Raw genomic sequence first — 22,843 nt, forward strand, 5'->3', positions numbered from 1 at the left:
TCCCGTCCCGTTCTCTGCGGCACGGGCCCGACCGGCCGGGAGCACCGCGCCTTCGAACAGAACGGAAGCCTTGACCATGACCGAGCCGATGACGCCCGCGGAGCTGTACCGCCACGGGCTGCGCCTGCTGCTGGCGAAGGACATCCCCGCCTGGGTGGACCTGTGGGACGAGGGCGGCGTCCTCGAATTCCCCTTCGCGCCCGAGGGATGGCCCAAGCGGCTGGAGGGCAGGACCGCGGTCGGGGACTACATGCGCCACTACCCCGACCACATCGACCTCCACGACTTCCCCGAGGTGACGATCCACCAGACCACCGCCGCCGCCACGATCGTGGTGGAGATGCGCGGGGTCGGCCGGCTGGTGGAGACGGACAGCCCCTTCGACATGACCTACATCGCCGTGGTCACCGTCGAGAAGGGTCTGATCACCTCCTACCGCGACTACTGGAACCCGCTCGCCGTCCAGCAGGCCGGCACCGACTTCGCAGGAGCGAACCGATGAACACCCCCGGCACCACCCTGGTCATCGGTGCCACCGGCACCACCGGCCGACGGGTCACCGCCGGCCTGATCGCCGAGGGCCGCCGCGTCAAGGCCGCCGGCCGAAGCGCCACTCCGGTCGCGGGGGCACCGGCCGTCCGCTTCGACTGGGACGAGCCCGCGACCTGGGACGAGGCCGTCGTGGGCGTCGACCGGGTCTACCTCGTCCCGCCGATCGGCTCCTCCGACCCGGCGACGGCCATGCTGCCCTTCCTCCGCCGGGCCCGCGCGGCGGGCGTGGACCGTGCGGTGCTGCTCAGCTCCTCCGCGATCCCGGCCGGCGGGCCGGCGGTGGGTCAGGTCCACCAGGCCCTGCCCGGCCTGTTCGACCAGTGGGCGGTGCTCCGGCCCTCCTGGTTCATGCAGAACTTCACCGGCTCCACCCCCCATGCGCGCAGCATCCGCGAGGCCGGTGCCCTCCTGACGGCCTCGGGCGAAGGCCGGGTGGGGTTCGTCGACGCCGGGGACATCGCCGCAGTGGCCGTGCGCGCCCTGGTCGACGAGCGGACCCCCAACACCGATCTGGTCCTCACCGGGCCGCAGGCACTGAGCTACGGCGACGTCGCCGCGATCCTCACCGAGGTCACCGGCCGGCCCGTGGAGCACCGGCAGCTGACGTTCGAGCAGTTGCGCGACCGCTGGGCGGCCGAGATACCGCTGGAGTTCGCCACCATGCTCGCCGGCCTGGACCGCGCCATCGCCGACGGCGCGGAGGACCGCACCACGGACACCGTCCAGCGCCTCACCGGCCGCCCGCCGGGCACGCTCCGGGCCTTCGCCGAACGCGAGTTGGCGTGAGTCATCCGGTTCACCGCGACGGACCGACGGACCGGCGGACCGGATCGGAGGCCGAGGCGGGCACCCCCGGGCACGCTCCGATCCGGCGGCCGCGAAGCCGCCGGATAGCATGAACCGTTCCGGACGCCCCGGACGGACCGATGAGAGGGAGGACCCCGTGGCCCAGCGGGCAGAGCGCACGGAGCGCGCCGACGCCCAGCGCAACCGGGAGGCCGTGCTGGCGGCCGCCGACGCGCTCTTCGCCACCAGCGGCAGCCCCCACAGCGTGTCGATGGACGACATCGCCGCGGCCGCGGGCGTGGGCAAGGGGACACTCTTCCGCCGCTTCGGCGACCGGGCCGGCCTGATCGGCGCCGTGATCGCCTCCCGTCTGGAACCGCTGCAGCACACGGTGCGGGAGGCCCAGGACGCGGTCGGGTCCGATCCGCGGCAGCGGGTGCTCGACCTGCTCGACGCCTCACTGCGGTTCAAGATCGAGAACCGGCACCTGATGTCGGCCGCGGAGGAGGCCGGCCTCAACAGCCCCTACCAGGCGGAGCACTACGGCTGGTGGCACGACATCCTTCGGGCGGCACTGGAGCAGGTGCCCGGCATCCACGCCGCGGACTTCACCGCGCACGCCCTGCTGGCCGCCATCCGCGCCGATCTCGTGGCGCACCTGATCGACGACCGGAGGATGACGCCCGAGGACCTGCAGGCGGCGCTCGCGGCCCACCTCGACAACGTCCTCGGGACCAGATCCGGCTGAGGCTCGGCCGCTGATCGCCCCTACTCGGTCGGCTTCCGGTGGATCTCCATGCCGGACGGAGGGCGAGGTGGGCCCGATCGCACGGGGTCCCGATATCGTCCGGCCGAGCATGCCGGAGGGCCGGGGCCGCAGGGGGCGGGTTCCGGCGAATGTCAAGCGCACCCGAACCAGCGCACGCCGGGGGCCCGCAGTGAACGTCGCGGGCTGCCGACCCGGCCCGACCATCAGAGCCCGGCCGGCGACCCCGCACGAGCTGCGCGCCGTACAGGTCCCCTCGACCCGGGGCCGACCGGAGCGGGCGGGCACGGGGATTCCGGATTCCCTCCCGCACGCCGGTCGCCGTCCGTACGATCGGCTCGGTCTGAGCCTGCCCGAGCCGATGCAGGCCGACGGGACCGGGGAGGGATCGATGGGACCTGCGGGCTGGATTCTGGTGGTCGTGCTGGCGGTCGCCGGTACGGCGCTCTGGCTGATGCTGCGCTACCCCGGAGGATGGCGGTACGCCTTCGGCGCGGAGTACGCGGAGCAGCGCCGTGACCTGGATGCCGCCCGCGGCAGGCTTCGCACCCTGCAGCACGAGGCCCGCCGCGAGCGCGCCGCGGCCCGCTCCGACGTCAAAGCGGTCGAGCGTGCGCACCAGAACCGGGTCGGCCGGGCTCGGGCGCACCTGGCCGGGCTCCAGTCCCCCGGCCGGGGCACCCTGCGCTCCTCGCTCGGGGACAGCCTGCGGCTGTACGACAACGCGCTGGAGGTGACGGCGGACGGCAGCACCGTCGAGCACCCGCTGCACGAGGTCTCGCTCCGCGACGAGTACGCGCGCGAGGCCGGCCGGATCTACGTGGCGCTCCCGAGCGGCCGCCAGCAGATGGTGACGGTGTCCCTGGAGGAGACGCCCGAGGCCGAGGTTCGGACCTTCGTCGTGGAGGTGTTCAACGCCGCCGCCGACGCCAAGGTGTCCAAGGCCGAGCGTCAGGCGCTCGTACCGCAGGCCGAGGCCGAGCTGCGCGACGCGATCGCCGACACCGCCGCCCAGGAGCAGGCCCGGCTCCGGCTGACCGAGGTGGTGGCCCGGCAGAAGTCGGATCCGCGCGTTCCACGGGCACGCGGTGAGCTGGACGCGGCGCGTGACCAGTGGCAGCAGCTGACGGGCCGCCGACCGAAGTAGCACGGGCCGCCACGGCACCGGGCCGCCCGGGACGACGGCCGAGGGCCCCGAGCGCACGTGGTTCTCAGGAGGGTGGCGCGGGCAGGGCGGGGAGCGGCAACTGCCGGTCGGGCGCGTCGGTGTGCGCGCAGCCGGTCGGGACGCCGCCCCCCGCCCCGCACGGATCGGGGCTCAGTGGTCCGTGCCGGTGATCACGTCGCTCAGGGCGCGGGCCGTGGTGCCGCCGGGGCCGGTCCCGTGGGCCTCCAGCCGCTCGAAGCCGGCGAACTCGGCGCTGCGGGGGAACATGGCCCGCTCGTACTCGGCGAGCGCGGCCTCGACGTCGTCGGGGTGCGCGGCGAGGGCCTTGCCGAGTTCGGCGCCGTCGAGCATGGCCAGATTGGCGCCTTCGCCGTTCGGGGCCACGAGATGGGCGGCGTCGCCGAGCAGGGTCACCCCCGGGACCCGGTCCCACCGGTGCCCGGTGGGCAGGGTGTAGTGGGGGCGCAGGACCGGCGCGGTGTCGCCGTCGGTGATCAGCGCGGTGAGTTCCGGCGCCCACCCGTCGAACTCCTGCGCGATCCGCGCGGTCGCCACGGCGGGGTCGGTGAAGTCGATCGCGGCGAACCAGTCCGGTGTCCTGGTCAGTACCACGTAGGTGTGCAGGGTGTCGCCGCTCTCCCGGTGGGCGAAGATCTCCGCGCCCGGCGAGGGCGCCATCATCGACCCGCCCCCGACCGCCCGCGCCGCGGCCGGGTGGCGGGTGTCGGCGTCGAACAGGTAGGTCTCGACGAACGACGTGCCGGCGTACTCGGGCGTGAGGCCGGACAGCAGCGGCCGCACCCGTGACCACGCGCCGTCCGCGCCGACCAGCAGGCTCGTGACGATCGTGGCGCCGTCGGCGAACGCCACCTCGTGGCGGCCCCCGCCGAGGGCGCGGGCGCCGGTGACCTTGTGGCCCCACCGGACGGTTCCGGCGGGCAGCGAGTCGAGCAGGATCTGTCGCAGGTCGCCGCGCTGCACCTCGGGGCGCCCACCGGTGCCGTCGTCGGCCTCGTCGAACAGGAGGGTGCCGTCCGGGTCGACGACCCGCATCGCCTGGCGGCCTTCCAGGACGATGGCACGGAACTCGTTCATCAGACCGGCGGCCTCGACGGCGAGTTGCCCGTTGTAGTCGTGGATGTCGAGCATCCCGCCCTGCGTGCGCGCCGACGGCGAGGGTTCGGCCTCGTAGACCGTGACCGGGATTCCGTGGACGTGCAGGACGCGGGCCAGCGTGAGTCCGCCGAGTCCGGCGCCGATGATCGTGACGTGGGTGTCCATGATGACTCCTCGGGATCGAGCCGTCCGGTGGGCTCCGGCCGGCCGTCTCCGAAAAGGTCGCAGACCCCACCCACAGACGACCGGCACCCGACCGGCAGTCGTCCTTCATCCGACCGACACCGCAGATCAGCCCTGCTCCGGCGAAATCCGACCCTGCCCGTCCCGGAGGTCCCGAGGAGCCCGGGCGCGAGGCGAACAAGCAGGAGCGGCCCTCCGGTTGACGACCCGGAGCTCGGGTTCCTGCTGCGCGGGCGCCGACCCTGACCGGAAGGCAGGGCTACGCCAGGCGCGCCACGGCCAGGCCCAGCGCGCGGTCGAGCGCCGCCTCGGCATCGCACGGCACATCGGGCCGGACGCCGGTGCCCTCCCAGTTGGTGCCCGAGACCGGGTTGACCGCGCGGGCCACGGGCACGCTGAGCTCCAGGTTCGGGTGCACCGTCCAGCCCTCGCGCGGGTGCGCGCCACCCCGGGTGGCCTCACCGACGACCTCCGCGCGCCCGAGCTGCTGCAGGTCGTAGGCGAGCTCCTCGCCCGCGGAGAAGGTGGTTCCGCTCGTCAGCACGTAGAGCGGCTTGCTGCCGCCGAAGCGGGCACCCGGTACGAACGGGGGCGTCCAGGACTGCGCGGCCACCTCCCCCTGCCGCGAGACCATGGTGTTGAGGTGCGTGCGGCCGTCGAGCAGGTAGCCGCAGATGAAGGCGACGGTGTTCGGATCGCCACCGGCGTTGCGGCGCAGGTCCAGGATGAGGGCGCGGGCGGGGGCCACCAGGGAGAGCGCCGCGGCCAGCGGCTGCGCCGCCCAGTCCAGCGGGAACGTCTTGGGTCCGATCTCCAGGACCGCGACGCCGCCGTCGAGGAGCTCCACGCGCGGAACACCGCCCAGCGAGGTGTCGAATTCCCTCCGCATCGCGGCGAGTACCGCCGCGCCCTGCTCGGGCGGCACCGGCACGGCGTGGTGCTTGAGGGCCAGGTGCAGGTCGCCGTTGACGGACCGCAGGTCCGCGGTGACCGCGTCGGCCAACTCCTCGGCGGATTCGGACCGGTAGGAGCCCTCGGCACTCCGGCGCCGCAGCAGCTCCGCCAGTTGCCGGGCCTCATCGGGGAAGACGTAGTTCTCGCGGACCAGGTCGGCGATCGTCTCGACGACGGCGAGGGCGTCCAACGCGGGTGGCGATGTGGTGGAATTCATGGGAGGGAGTAGATCAGTGGCTTGCCAAAGCGTCAACTGTCCTTAACGCTTGATCTGGTGACCCACCAACCAGACGAGGGCGTCCAGCGGATCAGCACGCCTCAGCAGCACGCCGCACTCGCCCACCCCCTGCGCCAGCGCCTGCTCTTCGCCCTGAGCGGCCGGCCGTCGACGATCAGCCGGCTCGCCGCCCAGCTGGGAGCGAACAAGGGCAGCGTCTCCCACCACCTCAGGGTGCTGTCCGAGGCAGGGCTGGTCCAGGACGCGGGAACGCGACGGGTGCGCGGCGGCACCGAGAAGTACTACCGGCGGACCGCCCAACGACTCCTCGTCGCCGAACCGCAGGCCGAGGGCACGGCCGCGCTGCTCGGCGCCGTCGCCCAGGAGTTGGACCGCTCACCCGCCGACCCGCTCCTGACACTGCGCCACCTCCGACTCGGCCCGGCCAAGGCGGCGCGGCTCGCCGAGGCGCTGGCCGCACTGGTCGACGAGACGGAGGAGGATGCGGAGGGCGAGCCGGTGCATGGCCTCCTGGTGACGCTCTACCAGCAGGCCGGGGCGTAGGACACACCGGAACGTCCGGACCCGTCGATGCCGCTTCGGCCCCGTCCGGCCGGGAGCCCGCCCTCCGGACCGCATCGCCGGGCGGGCATCCCGTCGGCCGATGGCCCGTCAAGCACGGTGTCAGGAGCGCGAACTGACGTCGTTACAGGAATCCGACCGCCATCTGTGAAAGCCTCTTCGATGATCGATCCGGTAGTGAGAGGCTTCCGCAGGGCGGACGTCCGCTCACGGCGGCCGGCCCGAACCCCGCAGACCTCATGGATCAGCACACCGGCGGCCCGGTTTCCGACCGGCCAGCGACGCAGCGATGAGTCTCTCCGCCCCGGAGAGTCTCACCCTCGTCGTCCGACAACAGTGGAGGAACACGTGGCTCAACTAGTGAGAGTCCAGAACTTCAACGTATCGAGCGACGGCATCGCCGCCGGCGAGGACCAGAGCCTGGAACGGCCGTTCGGCTTCGACCATCCCGAGAGGCTGTTCTCCTGGGCCGGTGCGACGGCGAGCTGGCCCATGCGCACCGACCCCGGGGGGAGCCGGGGCCTGGACGACTACCTCACCCGTGATTTCGCCCGCAACATCGGGGCCGAGATCATGGGCCGCAACAAGTTCGGTCCCCAGCGCGGGCCCTGGCAGGACCACGAGTGGCGCGGCTGGTGGGGGGACGAACCCCCGTTCCGCACCCCGGTGTTCGTCATGACCCACCACGAGCGTCCGTCGTTCACCCTCTCCGACACCACGTTCCACTTCGTCGACGGCGACCCGGCCACGGTCCTCGAACAGGCGCGGGAGGCGGCGCAGGGCAAGGACGTCCGGCTCGGCGGCGGGGTCACCACCATCCGGCAGTTCCTCGACGCCGACCTGGTCGACACCATGCACGTGGCGGTCTCGCCGCTGAAGCTCGGGTCCGGTCTGCAACTCTGGGAGTCCCCCGATGAGCTGCTCGACCGGTTCCACCTGGACGTCGTGCCCAGTCCGAGCGGCGTGACCCACCACCTGTTCTGGCGGAAGTGACCGACCCTCGGGGCAGCCCCGGCCGGCCGTCGTTCCTCCCGGGGTTGCCCCGAGGTCGGCCGTCGGGTCGCACCGGCTCCCCCGCCGGGGTCACACGTGGGTTGCCGAACAGCCGCGTCGACTTCAACGGGCGACGTGCTCGGCCAGGTACTCCTCCCAGGTCCCCCGGCCCACCGCCCGGTCGGGTGCGGTCAGGGCGCCGGAACGGAAGCCCGCCCCCGTCTTCCCCGGGATGCGGACCGGCAGGACGCGCCGGCGCTTGCCCGCCGCTCGCAGCCAGTCCTCGGCCAGCCGGTCGGCCGGGTAGACCCTGGGGCCGGCGAAGTCCGGCACCCTCCCCCAGCCTCCGGCCGCGAGACCTCCCTCGCCCGGCTCGCCCACGGCCAGCTCGACCAGCCGCTCCGCCACATCGCCCGGGTGCACGGGCTGGCAATCGGTACCGGCCGGCACGATGACCACCGGCAGCTTCGACAGGACCCCGAACGCCGTGTTCAGCAGTTCGGGGAACTGGGTGGCCCGCAGATTGGTCCAGCCGATCCCCGAGGCCGCCAGCAGTCGCTCACCCGCCAGCTTGATCCGGTAGTAGGGGTACGGGATGCGGTCGACGCCGACGATGGAGATGTTGACGACATGCCCGACCCCGGCGCGCCTCGAAGCCTCCAGCAGGTGCTTCAAGGCCGGGATGTCGTTCTTGGAGTGCCGGATGTCGCTCGCGCAGTGGATGACCGTGCGGACCCCGGCGAACGCCTCGGCCAGGCCGGCGCCGGTCGCCAGGTCACCGGTGAACCAGTCCACCCCCGGGTCGTCCGGCAGCGCGGCCCGGCGGGTGAGGGCCCGTACCGGCTGCCCGGTGCGGCGCACCCGGTCCAGCACCTCGCGGCCGAGCACACCCGTCGCACCGGTCACCATGATCGCGTCGTTCTTCATGAGCCACAGCCCTTCTCGTGTTGCCGTCACCCAGGAAGAACCGACGACTCACGCGTTCTGTGACAGCCTCGGCAACTGATGCGCCAGAAAGGCCAGTTTGTCCGGGTTCCGGACGAGCCTGACGCCGGTGATCCCGGCCTCGCCGACCTCCAACGCACCGAACGAGGTCAGCTCACCGCCCTCGAAGCCGAGCACCACCGGACCGCCGTTCGCCTCGACGATCTCGATCCGCACCCCGCTCACCCAGCGGGCGAACAGGCCCGCCAGGAACCGTGCCACCGGCTCCCGTCCGACGACCGGCCGCCGCGCCGCACCCGCCTTGCCGCCGCCGTCCGACCACGCGACCACCTGGTCGGCGAGCAGTTCCTCCAACTGTGCCATCGCCCCCTCCGCCGCCGCCTGCAGGAACCGGGCCAACAGTTCGCCGCCCGGCTTCTGCGCGGAGACGAACCTCGGCCGGTCGTCCGTCAGATGCTGCTTGGCCCTGCGATACAGCTGGCGCGCGTTCGCCTCCGAGCAGTCGAGCACGCCCGCGATGTCCCGATGGCTGTACTCGAAGGCGTCGCGGAGCACCACGGCCGCCCGCTCGGGCGGCGTCAGCCGCTCCATCATCACCAGCACCGCCAACGAGACCGCGTCCCGCTGCTCGGCCGTCTCCATGGGCCCGAGCGCCCCGCCGCCGGTCAGCACGGGCTCCGGCAGCCACGGCCCGACGTACTCCTCGCGCCGGACCCGCGCCGAGGTCAGCCGGTTCAGACACAGATTGGTGAGCACCTTCGCCAGCCACGGCGCCGGCGCCACGACCTGGTGCGGCTCGGCCCCGTGCCACCGCAGGTAGGCATCCTGCACGGCGTCCTCCGCCTCCGTCGCCGACCCGAGCATCCGGTACGCCAGCGAGAACAGCCGGGGCCGATGCGCCTCGAACTCCTGTGCCTTGTCCATTCCATGATCATCGCAGCCGAGCCCGGCCTCGGGCGAGAGGAAGTGCGAGGCCCGCTGCGAGCCCAGGGGGGCCGCCACCTCGCGGCGGCGGCCCCCCTGGGCTCGCAGCGGCGGCATTCCGTCAGGCAGGCCGCCGGGCGGAGGTCAGGAACGGGAAGGGCGGGACCGGCGGGCGAGGAGCTCGGCGAGCCGCACGGCACCGAAGGCGATCACGAAGCCGAAGGCGTAGAGCACGGTCACCCGCTCCAGGAGCGACACCTGCATGGGGCCGCCGCCGACCAGCCCGTAGGTGAGCAGGAGCGGCGCCGACAGGAGGGCGGTGGACAGTGCCGCGCGGCCGACGGTACGGGCGGCGCAGGCGATCGCGGCGCCGGTGGCGACCGGTGCGAGGAGGTCGAACCCGGTGAGGGCGTTGTTCTCCCCGAACGGGACCGCGAGGGTGATGACGGCGGTCGCGGCCACGACCAGGGCGGCGACCACCCAGGGCCCGGTGGAGCGCGGGTGCGTACGGTCCGGCGGCGCGAGCAGCAGCAGGGCGGCGTTGAGGACGAGCAGCGCGAGGTCGGCGTGGCTCAGGTAGAAGGAGGCCTGGATGTCGGCCGACATGCCGAGCAGGTCGGGGCGGCCGAGGTAGTGGATCAGCGGTGTCGCCAGCACGGTGACCAGGGCGAGCCTCCGCGCGGCGGACCAGCGGCCGATCAGCACCGCACCCGCCATCAGCACCGGCCCGGCGACCAGCGCGGCCATCGCCACCAGCGGACCGTCCTTCTGGGCTCCGGCATCGGCGAGCGCGAAGAAGTCGGGATCGGTGGCCGTCCGGACGGACTGCCACGCGAGGCGCAGCGCGGTGGTCCCGGCCAGCACCGCGGCGAGCGGGGCCGCGATGGCGAGCGCCCGGCCCAGGGCGCGGTGGGACGTCAGACCGAACCGGACGCGGGCTCCGTGGCCGGCCACACCGGCCACCTCGTGCAGTCCGGCGAGCCGGCCCGCGCGGGCGATGTGGCGTTCGGCGTGGTCGGCGACCTCGGCCCGCGCGCCGGCCCCGTACGAGGCGGGGTAGAGGGCGAGGGCCCACCGCAGCAGTCGGTCGTTCAGCGGGTGCCGGTCGTTCATGCCACGCCTCCTGCGGGACGGGTCCGGGCGACGGCCAGGCGGCGGTCCGCCTCGCTCAGCGCGGCGCGCATGCGCTCGCTCTCGGCCCTGAGCGCATCGGTGCCGCCGGGAGTGAGGGCGAACACCCGCCGGGGGCGTCCGTCCACCGTCTCCTCCCGTTCGACGCGGATCAGACCCTCGGCCAGAAGGCGGTCGAGGGTGCCGTACAGGGACCCGGCGCCGAGCCGGACACGGCCGCCGGAGATCTCGGCGACCTCCTCACCGAGTGCGTAGCCGTGTCGGGGCTGGTCGGCAAGTGCGGTGAGGAGAAGGAAGGTTGGCTCCTGCATGGAGCGTTTGTTCTTCACGTCCCCCACCATAGTACGGTCACCGTAGGGTTGGGCAAGGAGTTGCTGAACATTCGTCAGCTGAACTCCCGTCAGCCCCGGCCGACATCGTCGAGGCAGGGCCGGCCGGGAGGCGGTGAAGTCGACGCCCGGGGCGCCCGGACCGTCCTCCGGCTGCGCAGGGGTGCGGGCACCGATGACCGGTGCCGTTCGCGCCGGGGTCTGCGGGGGGCGCAGGCGCCCAACAGGCGGTCGGAACTGCGGGAGACCGCGGGCTTCCTGGCTCGGCAGTGCTGTGACCGGGATGATTCACCGCGGTCGGGGGACGGCTCACGGGCGAGCGCGGTCCGCAAGGCGAGTGGTATTACTGGTGCATGCAGGAAGAGACCGCGCAGTCCGCGATCGACACGTTCATCTCCGCGTTCAACGCCTCGGACGACAACTATGTGACTGCTCTGCTCTCCCAGGCCCTGACCTCGGACGTGGTCCTCTGGGGGCCGTTGGGTCGCACGGAGGGGATCGAGGCGGTCGAGCGGTTCGTGCTGGACATCCGGCGCCACCCCGCGGGGACCGGCACGATGGTGCGCTGTTCGGCGGTGGACATGCCGGACGAGTGGGCCCGGTACCGGTGGGTCTTCACGACACCGGACGGAGGCCCCCGCCTGGCCGGAACGGACGTCGTCCATCTGCGGCGGAACCTCATCGACCAGGTCATCGTCTTCGCGGGGGAGATCGAGCCGTCCGGCACCTGAGTCCTTCTCCTGCGGCGCCGTCCTTCTCCTGAACCGGCCCCGTTCGGGGCTCCGGGTCGGCCCGGCCGACTTCTTGCGACGGTCGACGCCCCACGACATGCCGTCGCCGACCGCGTAGCAGCCGTGGAAGTACCGGGCTCCATGGGCGCGGTGGTAGCCGGCCGGCACCCTGCGCCGGCGCCGCGCCGGCCTGGCGCGTCACCACAGGGCGAACACCCCTGCCAGGGCACGCGGGCGGCTCCGTCGGAACCGCGAAGCGCGCCGGCGCGTCCATCGTGGGCACGAGCGAGGACACCACAGGACGGATCACCGGGATGACCCCGAAGGCCAGGGCCCGCACCGGTCGCCTTCTCGCCGGCCTCGGCGCGACGACCGGAGCACTCGTCTGGGCGCCGCGGGCCGCCTTCGGCATCGACGGCGGGTTCGAGGGCCACGCCCGCGATCTGAGCCTGCTCTTCGTCGATCTCCCGCTCATCGTCCTGGGCGGCGCCCTGGTCCCGCTCGTCACCTGGACGCTGACCACGAGGTGGGTACGGCACCGCCCCTGGCTCGCGGCACTCGCGGCCGCGGCCGCGCTCGGACTCGCGGTGTGGGGGCTCACCGAGTGGTGGACCCCTCGCCGGCAACCGGATCCCGGCTACGGACCCGGGATCTGACCGCCACCGGCCGACGGGCCGCCACGGCACCGACAGCGACACGACCGGCCGACCGGTCCCCTGGTGACGACCGGACCCGCCGCCCCGAACCGCCCCGCCACCCGGGCCTTCGAGAGCGCGTGACGGACCGGCACCCCCGTCGTTGATCGAGAGACACGTTCCGACCGCCGGGCCGGAGCCACCCCTCAGGGACAGGAGAGCACCGTGATCGTGCGCATCATGGGCGAGGGCCAGGTGAAGCTGGCCGACTCGCACTTCACCGAGCTCAACCGGCACGACGACGAGCTGCTGGCGGAGCTGGAGGCCGGTGACGAGGAAGGCTTCAGGAGGACCCTGGGCGAGCTCCTGGACACCGTGCGCCGGCTGGGCACGCCCCTGCCCGACGACGCCCTGGAGCCCTCCGAACTGATCCTGCCCGCGCCCGACGCCTCCATGGACGAGGTCCGCGCGATGCTCAGCGACGACGGCCTCATCCCCGGCTGACCCCGGCCGCCCGCCCGCCGCTCGACCGGCGGGCGGGCGGGCGGCCGCCAGGGGCGGTCCCTGCTGCTGCCGGTCAGCGTCGCGGGCCGGGTGCAGCCGCCGGCTCGGTCGACCCGCGCTCCCCCGATGAGCGGCGTTGCGGCGACCGGGCCACCTCCGGTGTCACCCGGAGGTGCACTGCGGCGAGCAGGAGGCAGAACGCGGCCATCGCGGACCACAGCGCGGTCGTCCCCGCGTGGGAGAGCAGCTGGGTGCCGAGGACGGGTGCGAGCGTCGCGGCGATCCCCCAGCTGGTACCGAAGACGGCCAGGTAGCGGCCGCTCGCGCCGGGGGGCGCGAGGTCGGTGACGAGCGCGTAGATGCGGCCCATGACCAGGAGATCACCGAGGCTCTTCACGGCGGCCGAGGCGAGCAGTGCCGGCAGGGTGCGGGTGAGGGCGTAGCCCATCAGCCCCGCGGCCAGGAGGAGATGGGCGAGGGCGAGGGCGACGGGTGTGGTGAGCCTGGTCACGCGGGGCAGGCTGATCAGTGGCTGGGCGAGCACGGTGGTGGCCGCAGCCGCGGTGAACAGCAGGCCGGCGTCGCCGGCGGGCAGGCCCTGCCGTACGAGTGCGAGGGGCAGGGTGATCACGGCCTGTTGGTTGATCAGGGCGTAGGCGGTCCCGGTGGCCAGGACGTTCAGCAGGGCCCGGTCGCGCAGCGGTCGTACGGCGGTGCCGTCCCGGTCCGCGCCGGGAGGTTCGGGACGGTCCTGGGGCAGCGCCAGGTGGATCAGCAGTGCGCAGGCCAGGCAGGTGGCGGCGCCCGCACGGCTGACCGAGTTCCCCGGGGCCACGCACGCCTTCGTCAGCATGCCGGCCGTGGTGCCGCAGGCCGAGGCGGCACGGGCGGAGATCACCGGGTTCCTCCGCGACGCCCTCGGCCGCCCTGAGGGCCGCTGACCGAACCAATCCGCCGGACTGACCGGGCCCGCCCGGCCGGCGTCCGTGGCGGAGCGGGCGCGCCCGGTCCGCCACGGACGCCGTGCCCGGGGCTACTCGGCGGTGATCGTGACGAGGACGACCTCGCCGGGCTCCTGGCCCGCCTGCGCGACCAGGGCACCGTCCGGGCCCCAGGCACCGGAGCCGCCGGAGGTGGCCGGGTACTCGCCGCTCGGGCCCGCCACGGTCGACACGAGCCCCCAGACGCCGTGCCTGACCGCCGCTTCGCGCAGCTGGCTGTCCCGGCGGGCCAGCGCCACCTCGCCGTCCGCGAACAACGCGCTCGCCAGGTAGGCGTCGATGCCCAGCGCCGCCGTGTCGGCCGCGTGCTGGGGAACGGAGGCGTCGGCGCAGATCGCCAGGCCGATCCGGTACCCGTCCAGCTCCAGCACGCTCGGCTTCGCACCCGGGGTGAAGCGGTCGACCTCCGCGCCGTGCAGGTGCATCTTCCGGTGCACCACACGGGTGTCGTCTCCGGTGACCGCCAGCAGGGCGATCGACTCGCCGTCCTGCTCCTGCAGGACGAGGCAGAGCAGTGCGGTCGCGCCGGTTTCCCGGCAGGCCTCGGTGATCGGTGCCAGCCGGTCGTCGCCGAGCGCGACGGCGGGGGCGGTGAGGTCGTAACCGGTCAGCGAGAGCTCGGGAAAGACCACCAACCGGGCGTTCGCCGCCCGGACCACCTCGGCATGGCCGAGCGCGTTGGCGGCGATGTCCAGCGGAACGCAGGCGGGCTGAGCAAGGGCAACGGTCAACTGCGTGCTCACGCGAATTCTCCACGGTGAACAGCGGACGGCATGGGTGGCGCCGACCGCGTGTGCGTACGGATTCGATCTCGAACCTATCGGGGCCGCGACGGTGCGGGCAACAGGCGCCGCCCCGCCCCGGACCGGTGGCGACCACGCGACGGCCTGCGCGTTCCGGGCCGGAGCGGCCTCGGCCGGGAGTCCGACCAGGACCACCCGGGTGCCGGGGGGCCGTGTCGGTGGGGCCGGTCGGGCGTCTCGGAATGGTGCGCGCGCCGGCTCGCGCTCACGGTGTCGCGTGGATCGCGGGGCACTCGTGCTGATCGAACGGCGGTCCCACGACGTTGAGGACCGGGCCCTCTCCGTCCAGGATCTCGAAGACGAAGACGACACCGGAGGACGTGGCCTCGATGGCGCATTGGCTGCCGAAGGTGAGGGACGGGTAGGGCTGCCAGGCGCAACCGGCGCGGTCGAGGGAAGCGATCACGTCGGCGTACCCGGGTTGACCGGGGAACTTCGCCCTGCCGACCAGGCCCACCGGGAGGCCGATGACGTCGCGCCAGGTCTGGAGGCAGATCAGGATGAGCTTCCGGCAGCGGCAGACACTGAGTTCAAGGTCGCCGTAGGCGAACAGGCGTGGCCATGACCGCCGTTCCCCGACGGCCACTTCCCAGGGCTCACCGAGCGCCGCGGTGACCTGGTCCCAGGCCGCGCCGTTCTCCACCGGCCCGAGGCGTCCCGACCGGGCGAGTTCCGCGAGGACGTCCAGCAGTTCCATGCGGCGGAGCCTGTCATCTGCGGCGATGGACTGTCCACCGGCTTCGGGCAGGCGTTCACCCTCCTTCGGCAGCCGTCGACCTCCTGCGCACGGATGCCGTGGCGGAGAACGGCCGGACGGTCGGCGGTGTTCGCGAGGACATCGAGCTTCAGGAAGGGGAGACGGTGCTCGACGTGCCCATCGACGTCCTCCCAGCTCGCGTCCGAGGCCACTGGGCGAGGCAGGTGCGAGGTGCGGTGGGGGCGAATCGGTCCGCCCCCACCGCACGGCCTGCCCGTCGCCGCCACACTCCCCGCCCCGAGCGCGGTCAGCGGGGTGTCAGCGGCGGCTCCCGGTCAGTCGTCGTCGCCGTCGCCGTGGTGGCCGGTGGTGCGGGCGAAGACCTGGTAGTCGGTGTTCTCCGGACCGCCGGCGCCGGCGAGGTTGCCGCTGGTCGAGCCGAACACCACCGTGTCGCCGTCGGCGTCCACGACCGGGTCGATCGAGGAGCCGTTGCCGAGCGAGCCGTCCGGCGCGGTGGCGATCCGCTCGTCACGGCCGGTGCGCAGGTCGTGGCGGTAGACGTCCCAGCCCGGGTGCTGCGGGCCCGCCACCAGGTTGTCGGCGGCGGAGGCGAAGTAGACCCAGCGGTTGTCGGCGGTGATCCGGGCGTGGTCGGACGAGCCGACCGAGGCGGTGCCGGGCAGGCCCCCGCTGATCTTCGTGACGGTGCCCTTCCTGAGGTCCCGGACGTACAGCACGGTGTGGTAGCGGTGGCCGTTGGTCGACCCGCCGGGCTCGGGCAGGGCGTAGACCGCGCGCCGCCCGTCGGGGCTGATCGTCGCGTCGAAACTCGCGTAGCCGAGGTTGCCGTCGAGGTCGAGGCTCGCGGCGGAGATGCGGCCGGACTCCACGTCGTACGTGTAGTAGGCGCCGGTCGTCGGCCGGGACAGGTTCGGCTGGGCCTGGTTCTCCCGGGCGCCGCGGGGCAGGGCCGGGGGGATGCCCGGGGCCGTCTCCACGTCGGCGGTGGCGGCGCCCTCGGCGGCCGGGGCGGTGAGGGCGGGGGTCTGCCCGGCGGGCAGCAGGTTGCCGGCCAGGGAGGTGAAGCCGATGGTGCGGCCGTCCGCGCTGATCGTCGGGTTGAGGGACATGCTGTCGCCCGGCTTGCCGTCGACGCCGCGGGTCACCAGACGGGTCGTGCCCGTCCGGCGGTCGGTGACGTAGATGTTGTAGTCCCAGGTGTAGGGCCTGGCCAGTGAGGGACCGCCGCCCTGGAGGTCCGGGACGAGGTCGGTCCGGCTGGAGACGAAGGCCACGTAGCGGCCGTTCGCGCTGACCGAGGGCGCGTACGAGGCGTGGAACCGGTCGGTGTCGGTGCTGGTGGGTCCGCCGCTGATCAGCTCGGTGCGGCCGGTCTTCCGGTCGCGGAGGTACACCTCGTCGCGCCCCTGGACCTGCGTACCGGGCACCACGTTGACGGCGTCGCTCTCAAAGGCGACGTAGCGGCCGTCGGCGTTGATCGCGACGTAGTCGGTGAAGCCGTCCAGCACGCTGCCGTCGTCGGCGAGGTTGATCCGCTCGGTGCGGCCGGTCCTCAGGTCGCGGACGTAGGCGTCGCGTCCGCTCTTCGCGGGCTGGGACACCAGGTTCGTGGCCCACGAGGTGAACAGGGCGTAGCGGCCGTCGGCGCTGATCCCCTTGCTGAACGACTGGTTGTCCGGGGCGGCACCGTTCACCCCGACGCTGATCTGGACGGTGCCGCGCGGTGCCGGGTGGGCCTGAGCGGGGGCGGCGGTCGTGGCGAGTACGGCGACCGCCGCGAGAATGCCGGCGCCGCCGACCAGCCGGCGGTTGCCGGTGGTACGGGTGCTGCGTGCCATGAGGTCTGTCCTTCCCCTGATGATCGCCCGGCCGGGCTCCCTCCCGGCGACGGGCCTCAGGAGAGCCAATCGTCGGGAGGCACGGCGGTCAACGGTCCCGGGTGATCCCGACGGAAGATACGCCAACGGGCGTATGCCGCTCGGGGGTCACAGGCGGTACGGGACCACCTCCGCGGCGCCGTCGGTGTCGCCGGGTGACCGAGGTGCGCGTTCGGCCGGGGCGGCCAGGTCCGGTGGCACCTTGACGACCCAGGTAATTAGCTGCCATATTATCTACATGACGAGGGACGAGGTCGACGCCGAGGCACCCACGCTGGACCAGGCCCGGCAGCAGCTGCGGCACTACGACCTGGAGGTCGATCCGCAGGCGGTGCTGGTCGCGGTACGACTGATCTCGGCGGGTGCGCGGGTCGGCCGGGCGGCCGAGGCGCACTTCGCCAGGTTCGGCCTGTCGACCGGGCGCTACCGCCTGCTCGCCGACCTCGAAGCCCACGGCGGGGAGAAGTCCCCTTCCCGCCTTGCCGCAGACCTGGACGTCTCCAGGGCCACGGTGACCGGCCTGCTGGACGGCCTTGAACGCGAGGGCCTGATCGCCCGGCGCCCGTCCGCGGAGGACGGGCGGGGCACGGTGGCCGTCCTGACGGCACGCGGTGCGCAGCGCCTGCGCGACATGGCGCCCGAGCACTTCGGGCGACTGGAGGCGATGGTGGGCGGACTCAGCGTCGAGGAGCGCGCGGTGTTCCTGGATCTGCTCGCCCGCGTGGTGCGCGGCAGTGCGGCACTGGCCGCCGACTGACCCGACCCCTGGCCGACCTGGCCCCGCCTTCCGGGCAGGGCCTTTTTCACGGCCCAATAGTTAGCCACCTAATCATCTTGGTGGAGTTGACCACCGGCTGCCCTGCGGCAACCCCTCCGCCTTCCTCATGCCGACGAGAAAGAGGCTCACATGCCCGCAATCAAGGACCCCGCGACCACGAACAGGGCCGGCCGAGGCCGGGCCGCGTCCCGTCCGTTCATCCTGTGGCGTGAGGTACTGACCGCCTACGCCGCCCCCGCGCTGATGGCCGGCACGGCCGGGATCGTCACCGGGCAGCGGGACCTGACAGTGGCGGCGTGCACCTCCATCGCCGGGACCTCGGCGGTGGTGGCGTTCCTGGTCGGCGCCTGGCTGCGGCACGGCGGGCAGCCGCGGCGGTGGACCACCGCCGTACCGCGCGTCGCCCTGACCGCCCTGCTCCTCGTCATCGCGGTCGGCGCGGCGGCCGGGCTGGGGTGGTTCGCCGCCCAGTGGCTGCCCGCCCACACCCCGATCCCCACCCGCCCCTGGCTGGACCGCCTGCGCATCGACCTGCCCGTCTCCGCAGCCCTCGCCACCACCATCGTCACCCTGCGCTGGCGCAGCACCACCACCGCATCCCGGCCGTAGCCCACCCCGGCACCGGCTCCGGCCACCCACGAGCCCGACCCACGAGCCCGTCCCACGGGCCCGACCCACGAACCCGACCCACGAGCCAGGGCCCGATCGGGCCCGCCCCGGCGGCACCCGCCGCCAGGAAACCCAGCAGGAAATGAGGACACCCGATGATCGTTGTCATGGGAGCGACCGGAGCGACCGGGAACGCCCTGCTCCAGAGCCTCCTCGCACTCGGCAAGCCCGTTCGCGCGCTGACCCGTACCCCGCAGCGGCCGCTGCCCGGTCTTGCCGAAGCACACCGTTCGCGCGTCGAGGTCCAGTACGCCGATGCCGCCGACCCCGACTCGCTGCGCACCGCCTTCAAGGGCGCGAGCGGGCTCTTCCTCGCCATGGCCAACAGCCCCGCCCAGGTCGAACTCGAAACCCGGGTCATCGACATCGCCGCCGACAGCGGCATCGGGCACATCGTCAAGATCTCCGCGCCCGCCGCCGAACCCGACTCCCCCGTCGCCATATCCCGCGGACACCACGCCATCGAGGGCCACCTGCGCGCCTCGGGAGTCGCCCACACCGTCCTGCGCCCCTACGCGTTCATGCAGAACCTCCTGCGACTGGCCCCCACCGTGGCCCAGGGCGTCATCCTCGGCGCGATGGGCGACGCGCCCTGCAACTACATCGACTGCCGCGACATCGGCGACATCGCCGCCGCCGCGCTCACCAGGCCCGACATCGCCGGCGGCACCTACTCCCTCACCGGTCCGGAAGCCGTCTCCTACCCCGAACTCGCGTCACGGCTGACCGCCCTGACCGGCAGGGAGATCCGCTACGTCAACCTCACCCCGGACGAACTGCGCGACAACCTCGTCCACCGCGCCCAGATGCCCACCTGGCTCGCCGACCACGTGACGGAGATCCAGCAACTCGCCATCGCCCGGCCCGAGAGCCCCACCGGTACCGTCGCCGACATCCTCGGCCGCGCGCCCCGCACCCTGGACGTCTTCCTGCACGAAAACGCCGACCGGTTCCGCCAGTAGCACCGATCGCCGGCCGACAACACACACGGCCGGAGGGCACGCACAGACGGAGGCGGGGCGCACGCGGCTTGCGTGCGCCCCGCCTCCGGGTCGGATCCTGCGGTACGAGTCCTACCAGCGGTACCAGTGATGGCGTCGGCCCGACGAGTGTGTGCCGCGGGCCACGAAGCCCACCAGCCACACCACCAGCACGATGATGGCCAGCCACCACAGGGCCTTCAGTGCGAATCCGGCGCCGAACAGGAGCAGTGCCAACAGGAGAACGAGAATCAGGGGAACCATCAGGACCTCCGTAGTCGGTGTCGAGCAACCGACTGCCCCGGGATCGCGCACCTATTCACATCAGTCCTCCCCGGCACGACAGGGGCACGGCAGGGCACGGCAGGGCAGGCGCCCTCCCGTCAGCGAGGAGACGAGTGAGGCGGGAAGCGCTGAACGCCGGAACGAGCCATGGGTCCCGACCGGATCGGTCGGGACCCATGCACGCAACCGAGCGGCCGAAAACGCGTCGGCCGAAAGCACGTCGGCCGACGGCTGCCACGGTGCCGGCGGGCGCCCGGCAAGGGACCCCGGCGCCTGACAGCGCGGCAGACGGCGGTCGGGTCAGGTGTCGGCGGCCGGCTGACCGTGCCCGGCTCGGCGGAGCTGCTCGTTGAGGCGCAGGGCGTCCTCAAGTTGGTCTTCGAGAATGATGATCCGGCAGGCGGCCTCGACGGGGGTGCCCTGGCCGACGAGGTCACGTGCACGCATGGCGATGCGCAGTTGATAACGGGAGTAGCGGCGGTGGCCGCCGTCCGAGCGCAGCGGGGTGATCAGGCGGTGTTCGCCGAGGGCTCGGAGGAAGCCGGGGGTGGTACCGGTCATCTCGGCGGCACGACCCATGGTGTAGGCAGGGTAATCGTCGTCGTCGAGCTTGTCGGGCGGGCTGGAGCCGGTCGTTGTAGTCACTGCACCTCTCTGGTTCTCGGGAGAACGCGTCGAGGGGCCCCGGCGCCGTGGCGGCTCCGGGGCCCCGAAGGGGAACAACACCATCTACCGGCCTGGGCCGGTCCTCTTCTTCCGCACTGCCCCGGGGGAGGGGAGATACGGGGATCGCGTATGCGTGACCGGAAACCACCGTCCTTGCCTTGGGGTCTGCGGTGTCCGCCCGGGCGGGTGTTCACCGGCCGGGCGATCCTGATGGCGCCTGCGCCCTCCATTCATCCTCGGTACTGACCTGTCACTGTCGTCCTGCTGGTGCTGCTGCACTGCTGGTGCCTGTGCTGGGACTAGCTGTACTGCTGGTACTCGTGCTGGAGATTGCCGCACTGCTGGTACTGCGACTTCTGGTCGGTGGCCGTGACGGCCCACCTGGTCCGGCAGCCAGCCCCGTCGCCCGTCGTACACCTGCGCCGGCTTGGAACCCCACTGCCCGGACTTCTCAGCACGCGCACCCGCAGCCTGGGCGCCTTTGCTGAGGCCTTACCTGTCTCGCGACTGCCGGTACTGCGCCTGCTGAACCGCGTACTGCCGGTTACCGCTGGTGGCGGCCCCTGATACCTGCGGGCCGCCCGGCCCGGCCGTCAGTCCCGTCACCGTCCTGCACCTGCTGGCTTCGGAACTCCACTGCCGGACCCAACCGCGAACTTCGTCCGACAACCCCGGCCGACTCGTGTCCGGCCGGTATCGCCGACTGCTGCCTACGGGAGAAACGCTAGCCACGCCCTCGTGCAATGTCTACTACGGCGCGCATAGATTTTGGGGTCGCGGCGTGCGAGGTAGTCTCCCGCCAGATCGAGGACACCGCCCCGGGTCCACGTCACCAGGGCTCTCGATGTTCACGTACAGGCGCAGCGGCGCCCCGTCTCCGTGCCTCGGGCCGATGCAGGGGATGGCCCCCGACCCGGAGCTGAGCCGTTCCGCAGCCCGCGTGCAGCGCCGTTGCCGGTGCCGGCACGGTGGCGCCGATGGTCGGGGCCGGTGGGCGGCCGAGTGAGCGGCCGAGTGAGCGGCTGCCGGTCCTACGGCCGTGTTCCAGGCCGTGCCGGTGCGGCGATCACCGGACCGGGGCCGGGCGGGACCGGATCGCGGCTCTCGGCTACAGGAGGACGAGCAGCTTGGTGCCCGAGACCAACTTCCGGTTGACGGAGGTCGATTGGACGAACACGGTGTACGCCGGGTTGTCGCCGGGCTTCACCGCGACCTCCGACCCCGGCAGGCCGAGGAGCTGGCGGGCCGCCGGGCCCGAGAACACCCTGCCCGTCATCCGCCCGGTGGCCGGGTCCTTCTCCGCCACGGCGAGCTGCTTGTTGCCCTGGATCTTCTCCCGCTTGGACAACTCGTAGAAGGCGCAGCCGGTCTTGTAGGTGTGCCCGGCGCTGGTGACGAAGTCGCGGATCGGCATCTGCTGGTCGACCGGGATCAGGATGTACTTGCCGGTGTCCAGGGCGTCGAGATTGGCCTTGACCTCGGCGCTGCTCAGGTCCTGGCCCATGGCGAACAGGTTCCGGGTACCGCGCACGCCCTGCTCGCGACCCCGCAGGAAGCTCGTGGCGGCCGTCTTGACGGTGCCGATGGCCTCCTCGACGCCCTTGCTGGAGTCCGCGTCCCAGATCGCGATGTTGCCCGCCGGGAAGCCGTACTCCTGGGCGGTGCGCTTGGCCAGCGAGTTCGGGACCAGGATCGCCGAGGTCCAGTGGTCGGGGAGGTCGTCCATCGCCTTCTGGATGCGGCCCAGCCACGTGCTCAGGACCGTATTGCCCTGACCGCCGTTCAGCCGGGTGTGCATCCGGCCGCTCTGCGAGAACCCGGAGGCGTTCTCCTCACCGTCGGTGACGACGACCTGGAGGAAGGAGTGCTCGCCGTACCCCTCCCAGATGTTCTTCAGGTCGTCGATGGACTTCACGGCCGCCTCGATCAGCGCCGTCGCACCGTTGTTGACCTTGTACAGGCCGCGCAGCGACGGCAGGTGCTTGACGTCCATGTCCCAGACCAGGTTGTTCACCTCGTGGTCGAAGGCGTAGAGACTGATGCGGGTCTCGTGACCGAGCCGGTCGGACTCCTCCTGAAGGCCCTTCACGAATTCGTCCACCACACGAACAAGCTGCGCCTCGTGCTGGCGCATCGACCCGGAATTGTCGACCACGAGCGAGACGTGGTTGACCTTGTGCTTGATCCTGTTCGCAGACATGGTTCTCCCCAATTTCCAACGCCTCTTCCGACGCCTTTTCCGGCGCCCCCTTCGACGTTGGTTCCACCCTACGAGAGGGCACTGACAGTGCCCTCTGACCTGGGGTTATGGTCGACGCCGACCACCCGTCGAATCCGCCCCCGGGAAATGCGTACTGACGGTCAGCCAAAAGGTGCCGCCCGGACGATCGCCCGCTCCCTCGGGCTTCCCGCGAGGGCGACACATGCGTCATCTGCACGTCCAAGCCGAGTTCGATGATCGCAGTGCGCTGCCGCATTACCCGCCCGCCGGACGGAAACTCCGCACGGCCGACAACTGGGGGGCAAACAATCGACCGAACCGTGTCG

The 22,843-nt window shown here is 72.4% G+C and carries 25 protein-coding genes; 12 read left to right on the plus strand and 13 right to left on the minus strand.

The window, feature by feature from the left end; translation table 11 throughout:
* Window positions 1-76: 76 nt before the first annotated feature.
* The 4 genes from ACWDRR_RS16135 to ACWDRR_RS16150 all read left to right on the plus strand — a co-directional run bounded on the left by ACWDRR_RS16135 (window position 77) and on the right by ACWDRR_RS16150 (window position 3,251).
* Window positions 77-502: a nuclear transport factor 2 family protein gene (locus ACWDRR_RS16135; protein WP_449772813.1), complete on the plus strand. Its 426-nt coding sequence runs from the start codon at window positions 77-79 to the stop codon at window positions 500-502.
* On the plus strand, window positions 499-1,338 hold the full coding sequence (locus ACWDRR_RS16140; protein ID WP_449772814.1) for an NmrA family NAD(P)-binding protein: 840 nt from the start codon (window positions 499-501) through the stop codon (window positions 1,336-1,338). Before ACWDRR_RS16135 ends, ACWDRR_RS16140 begins: the two co-directional genes overlap by 4 nt.
* 157 nt (window positions 1,339-1,495) lie before the next feature.
* Complete coding sequence (locus ACWDRR_RS16145; protein ID WP_449772815.1) at window positions 1,496-2,086, plus strand: TetR/AcrR family transcriptional regulator; 591 nt, start codon at window positions 1,496-1,498, stop codon at window positions 2,084-2,086.
* Between the two features lie 409 nt (window positions 2,087-2,495).
* On the plus strand, window positions 2,496-3,251 hold the full coding sequence (locus tag ACWDRR_RS16150) for a hypothetical protein (protein ID WP_449772816.1): 756 nt from the start codon (window positions 2,496-2,498) through the stop codon (window positions 3,249-3,251).
* Between the two features lie 171 nt (window positions 3,252-3,422).
* Here ACWDRR_RS16150 and ACWDRR_RS16155 read toward each other — a convergent pair whose 3' ends face one another.
* Together ACWDRR_RS16155 and ACWDRR_RS16160 are read right to left on the minus strand one after the other, a co-directional pair.
* Window positions 3,423-4,553 carry an FAD-dependent oxidoreductase gene (locus ACWDRR_RS16155; RefSeq protein ID WP_449772817.1) on the minus strand — a complete coding sequence of 377 codons (1,131 nt, stop codon included), beginning with the start codon at window positions 4,551-4,553 and terminating at the stop codon, window positions 3,423-3,425.
* Between the two features lie 277 nt (window positions 4,554-4,830).
* On the minus strand, window positions 4,831-5,742 hold the full coding sequence (locus tag ACWDRR_RS16160) for a S41 family peptidase (RefSeq protein ID WP_449772818.1): 912 nt from the start codon (window positions 5,740-5,742) through the stop codon (window positions 4,831-4,833).
* Window positions 5,743-5,799: 57 nt separating this feature from the next.
* On the opposite strand from ACWDRR_RS16160, the gene ACWDRR_RS16165 reads away from it, so the two are divergent.
* Both ACWDRR_RS16165 and ACWDRR_RS16170 read left to right on the plus strand, forming a co-directional pair.
* On the plus strand, window positions 5,800-6,306 hold the full coding sequence (locus ACWDRR_RS16165) for an ArsR/SmtB family transcription factor (protein ID WP_449772819.1): 507 nt from the start codon (window positions 5,800-5,802) through the stop codon (window positions 6,304-6,306).
* Window positions 6,307-6,672: 366 nt separating this feature from the next.
* Entirely contained in the window at window positions 6,673-7,317 is a 645-nt protein-coding gene (locus ACWDRR_RS16170) for a dihydrofolate reductase family protein (RefSeq protein WP_449772820.1), read from the plus strand.
* 123 nt (window positions 7,318-7,440) lie between these two features.
* Here the strand turns inward: ACWDRR_RS16170 and ACWDRR_RS16175 are convergent, their stop codons facing one another.
* From ACWDRR_RS16175 to ACWDRR_RS16190, 4 genes are all read right to left on the minus strand, one after another.
* A complete protein-coding gene (locus ACWDRR_RS16175) occupies window positions 7,441-8,244 on the minus strand; it encodes an SDR family oxidoreductase (RefSeq protein WP_449772821.1) in 804 nt (267 codons plus the stop codon).
* 48 nt (window positions 8,245-8,292) lie between these two features.
* Window positions 8,293-9,186, minus strand: coding sequence for an RNA polymerase sigma-70 factor (locus tag ACWDRR_RS16180; RefSeq protein ID WP_449772822.1), 894 nt, complete (start codon window positions 9,184-9,186; stop codon window positions 8,293-8,295).
* 144 nt (window positions 9,187-9,330) lie between these two features.
* Window positions 9,331-10,299 (minus strand): hypothetical protein, encoded by a 969-nt coding sequence (locus tag ACWDRR_RS16185; protein WP_449772823.1) that lies wholly within the window; start codon window positions 10,297-10,299, stop codon window positions 9,331-9,333.
* A complete protein-coding gene (locus ACWDRR_RS16190; RefSeq protein WP_449772824.1) occupies window positions 10,296-10,628 on the minus strand; it encodes a PadR family transcriptional regulator in 333 nt (110 codons plus the stop codon). The genes ACWDRR_RS16185 and ACWDRR_RS16190 overlap by 4 nt, the downstream gene beginning before the upstream one ends.
* A 371-nt stretch (window positions 10,629-10,999) precedes the next feature.
* On the opposite strand from ACWDRR_RS16190, the gene ACWDRR_RS16195 reads away from it, so the two are divergent.
* The 3 genes from ACWDRR_RS16195 (at window position 11,000) to pspAA (ending at window position 12,516) form a co-directional block, all read left to right on the plus strand.
* Window positions 11,000-11,377: a nuclear transport factor 2 family protein gene (locus ACWDRR_RS16195; RefSeq protein ID WP_449772825.1), complete on the plus strand. Its 378-nt coding sequence runs from the start codon at window positions 11,000-11,002 to the stop codon at window positions 11,375-11,377.
* A 314-nt stretch (window positions 11,378-11,691) separates the two neighbouring features.
* Window positions 11,692-12,033, plus strand: coding sequence for a hypothetical protein (locus ACWDRR_RS16200; protein ID WP_449772826.1), 342 nt, complete (start codon window positions 11,692-11,694; stop codon window positions 12,031-12,033).
* Between the two features lie 204 nt (window positions 12,034-12,237).
* Window positions 12,238-12,516, plus strand: coding sequence for a PspA-associated protein PspAA (pspAA, locus tag ACWDRR_RS16205; protein ID WP_449772827.1), 279 nt, complete (start codon window positions 12,238-12,240; stop codon window positions 12,514-12,516).
* A gap of 73 nt (window positions 12,517-12,589) precedes the next feature.
* Here the strand turns inward: pspAA and ACWDRR_RS16210 are convergent, their stop codons facing one another.
* The 4 genes from ACWDRR_RS16210 to ACWDRR_RS16225 all read right to left on the minus strand — a co-directional run bounded on the left by ACWDRR_RS16210 (window position 12,590) and on the right by ACWDRR_RS16225 (window position 16,879).
* Window positions 12,590-13,414 (minus strand): MFS transporter, encoded by an 825-nt coding sequence (locus ACWDRR_RS16210; RefSeq protein ID WP_449772828.1) that lies wholly within the window; start codon window positions 13,412-13,414, stop codon window positions 12,590-12,592.
* A 135-nt stretch (window positions 13,415-13,549) separates the two neighbouring features.
* Window positions 13,550-14,260: a carbon-nitrogen hydrolase family protein gene (locus ACWDRR_RS16215; protein WP_449772829.1), complete on the minus strand. Its 711-nt coding sequence runs from the start codon at window positions 14,258-14,260 to the stop codon at window positions 13,550-13,552.
* Window positions 14,261-14,525: 265 nt separating this feature from the next.
* Window positions 14,526-15,017 (minus strand): hypothetical protein, encoded by a 492-nt coding sequence (locus ACWDRR_RS16220; protein ID WP_449772830.1) that lies wholly within the window; start codon window positions 15,015-15,017, stop codon window positions 14,526-14,528.
* 335 nt (window positions 15,018-15,352) lie between these two features.
* A complete protein-coding gene (locus tag ACWDRR_RS16225; RefSeq protein ID WP_449772831.1) occupies window positions 15,353-16,879 on the minus strand; it encodes a TolB family protein in 1,527 nt (508 codons plus the stop codon).
* A gap of 277 nt (window positions 16,880-17,156) precedes the next feature.
* Here ACWDRR_RS16225 and ACWDRR_RS16230 point away from each other — a divergent pair, with 277 nt between their 5' ends.
* The 3 genes from ACWDRR_RS16230 to ACWDRR_RS16240 all read left to right on the plus strand — a co-directional run bounded on the left by ACWDRR_RS16230 (window position 17,157) and on the right by ACWDRR_RS16240 (window position 19,327).
* Complete coding sequence (locus ACWDRR_RS16230; RefSeq protein ID WP_449772832.1) at window positions 17,157-17,675, plus strand: MarR family winged helix-turn-helix transcriptional regulator; 519 nt, start codon at window positions 17,157-17,159, stop codon at window positions 17,673-17,675.
* 150 nt (window positions 17,676-17,825) lie between these two features.
* A complete protein-coding gene (locus ACWDRR_RS16235) occupies window positions 17,826-18,305 on the plus strand; it encodes a hypothetical protein (protein ID WP_449772833.1) in 480 nt (159 codons plus the stop codon).
* A gap of 167 nt (window positions 18,306-18,472) precedes the next feature.
* Window positions 18,473-19,327: an NmrA family NAD(P)-binding protein gene (locus ACWDRR_RS16240; protein WP_449772834.1), complete on the plus strand. Its 855-nt coding sequence runs from the start codon at window positions 18,473-18,475 to the stop codon at window positions 19,325-19,327.
* Window positions 19,328-19,438: 111 nt separating this feature from the next.
* On the opposite strand, the gene ACWDRR_RS16245 is transcribed toward ACWDRR_RS16240, so the two are convergent.
* The 3 genes from ACWDRR_RS16245 to ACWDRR_RS16255 all read right to left on the minus strand — a co-directional run bounded on the left by ACWDRR_RS16245 (window position 19,439) and on the right by ACWDRR_RS16255 (window position 22,496).
* Complete coding sequence (locus ACWDRR_RS16245; protein ID WP_449772835.1) at window positions 19,439-19,609, minus strand: hydrophobic protein; 171 nt, start codon at window positions 19,607-19,609, stop codon at window positions 19,439-19,441.
* Window positions 19,610-19,930: 321 nt separating this feature from the next.
* On the minus strand, window positions 19,931-20,209 hold the full coding sequence (locus tag ACWDRR_RS16250) for a helix-turn-helix domain-containing protein (RefSeq protein ID WP_449772857.1): 279 nt from the start codon (window positions 20,207-20,209) through the stop codon (window positions 19,931-19,933).
* Window positions 20,210-21,404: 1,195 nt separating this feature from the next.
* Complete coding sequence (locus tag ACWDRR_RS16255; RefSeq protein WP_449772836.1) at window positions 21,405-22,496, minus strand: VWA domain-containing protein; 1,092 nt, start codon at window positions 22,494-22,496, stop codon at window positions 21,405-21,407.
* Window positions 22,497-22,843 lie beyond the last annotated feature (347 nt).

It is taken from the genome of Kitasatospora sp. NPDC003701 (assembly GCF_053587085.1).

Coding starts and splice junctions, on each gene's coding strand:
- ACWDRR_RS16135 (WP_449772813.1), top strand. CDS start 77: ATGACCGAGCCGATGACGCCCGCGGAGCTGTACCGCCACGGGCTGCGC.
- ACWDRR_RS16195 (WP_449772825.1), top strand. CDS start 11,000: ATGCAGGAAGAGACCGCGCAGTCCGCGATCGACACGTTCATCTCCGCG.
- ACWDRR_RS16230 (WP_449772832.1), top strand. CDS start 17,157: ATGACGAGGGACGAGGTCGACGCCGAGGCACCCACGCTGGACCAGGCC.
- ACWDRR_RS16255 (WP_449772836.1), bottom strand. CDS start 22,496: ATGTCTGCGAACAGGATCAAGCACAAGGTCAACCACGTCTCGCTCGTG.
- ACWDRR_RS16245 (WP_449772835.1), bottom strand. CDS start 19,609: ATGGTTCCCCTGATTCTCGTTCTCCTGTTGGCACTGCTCCTGTTCGGC.
- ACWDRR_RS16200 (WP_449772826.1), top strand. CDS start 11,692: ATGACCCCGAAGGCCAGGGCCCGCACCGGTCGCCTTCTCGCCGGCCTC.
- ACWDRR_RS16175 (WP_449772821.1), bottom strand. CDS start 8,244: ATGAAGAACGACGCGATCATGGTGACCGGTGCGACGGGTGTGCTCGGC.
- ACWDRR_RS16185 (WP_449772823.1), bottom strand. CDS start 10,299: ATGAACGACCGGCACCCGCTGAACGACCGACTGCTGCGGTGGGCCCTC.
- ACWDRR_RS16235 (WP_449772833.1), top strand. CDS start 17,826: ATGCCCGCAATCAAGGACCCCGCGACCACGAACAGGGCCGGCCGAGGC.
- ACWDRR_RS16155 (WP_449772817.1), bottom strand. CDS start 4,553: ATGGACACCCACGTCACGATCATCGGCGCCGGACTCGGCGGACTCACG.
- ACWDRR_RS16150 (WP_449772816.1), top strand. CDS start 2,496: ATGGGACCTGCGGGCTGGATTCTGGTGGTCGTGCTGGCGGTCGCCGGT.
- ACWDRR_RS16250 (WP_449772857.1), bottom strand. CDS start 20,209: ATGGGTCGTGCCGCCGAGATGACCGGTACCACCCCCGGCTTCCTCCGA.
- ACWDRR_RS16225 (WP_449772831.1), bottom strand. CDS start 16,879: ATGGCACGCAGCACCCGTACCACCGGCAACCGCCGGCTGGTCGGCGGC.
- ACWDRR_RS16220 (WP_449772830.1), bottom strand. CDS start 15,017: ATGGAACTGCTGGACGTCCTCGCGGAACTCGCCCGGTCGGGACGCCTC.
- ACWDRR_RS16240 (WP_449772834.1), top strand. CDS start 18,473: ATGGGAGCGACCGGAGCGACCGGGAACGCCCTGCTCCAGAGCCTCCTC.
- ACWDRR_RS16140 (WP_449772814.1), top strand. CDS start 499: ATGAACACCCCCGGCACCACCCTGGTCATCGGTGCCACCGGCACCACC.
- ACWDRR_RS16190 (WP_449772824.1), bottom strand. CDS start 10,628: ATGCAGGAGCCAACCTTCCTTCTCCTCACCGCACTTGCCGACCAGCCC.
- ACWDRR_RS16180 (WP_449772822.1), bottom strand. CDS start 9,186: ATGGACAAGGCACAGGAGTTCGAGGCGCATCGGCCCCGGCTGTTCTCG.
- ACWDRR_RS16160 (WP_449772818.1), bottom strand. CDS start 5,742: ATGAATTCCACCACATCGCCACCCGCGTTGGACGCCCTCGCCGTCGTC.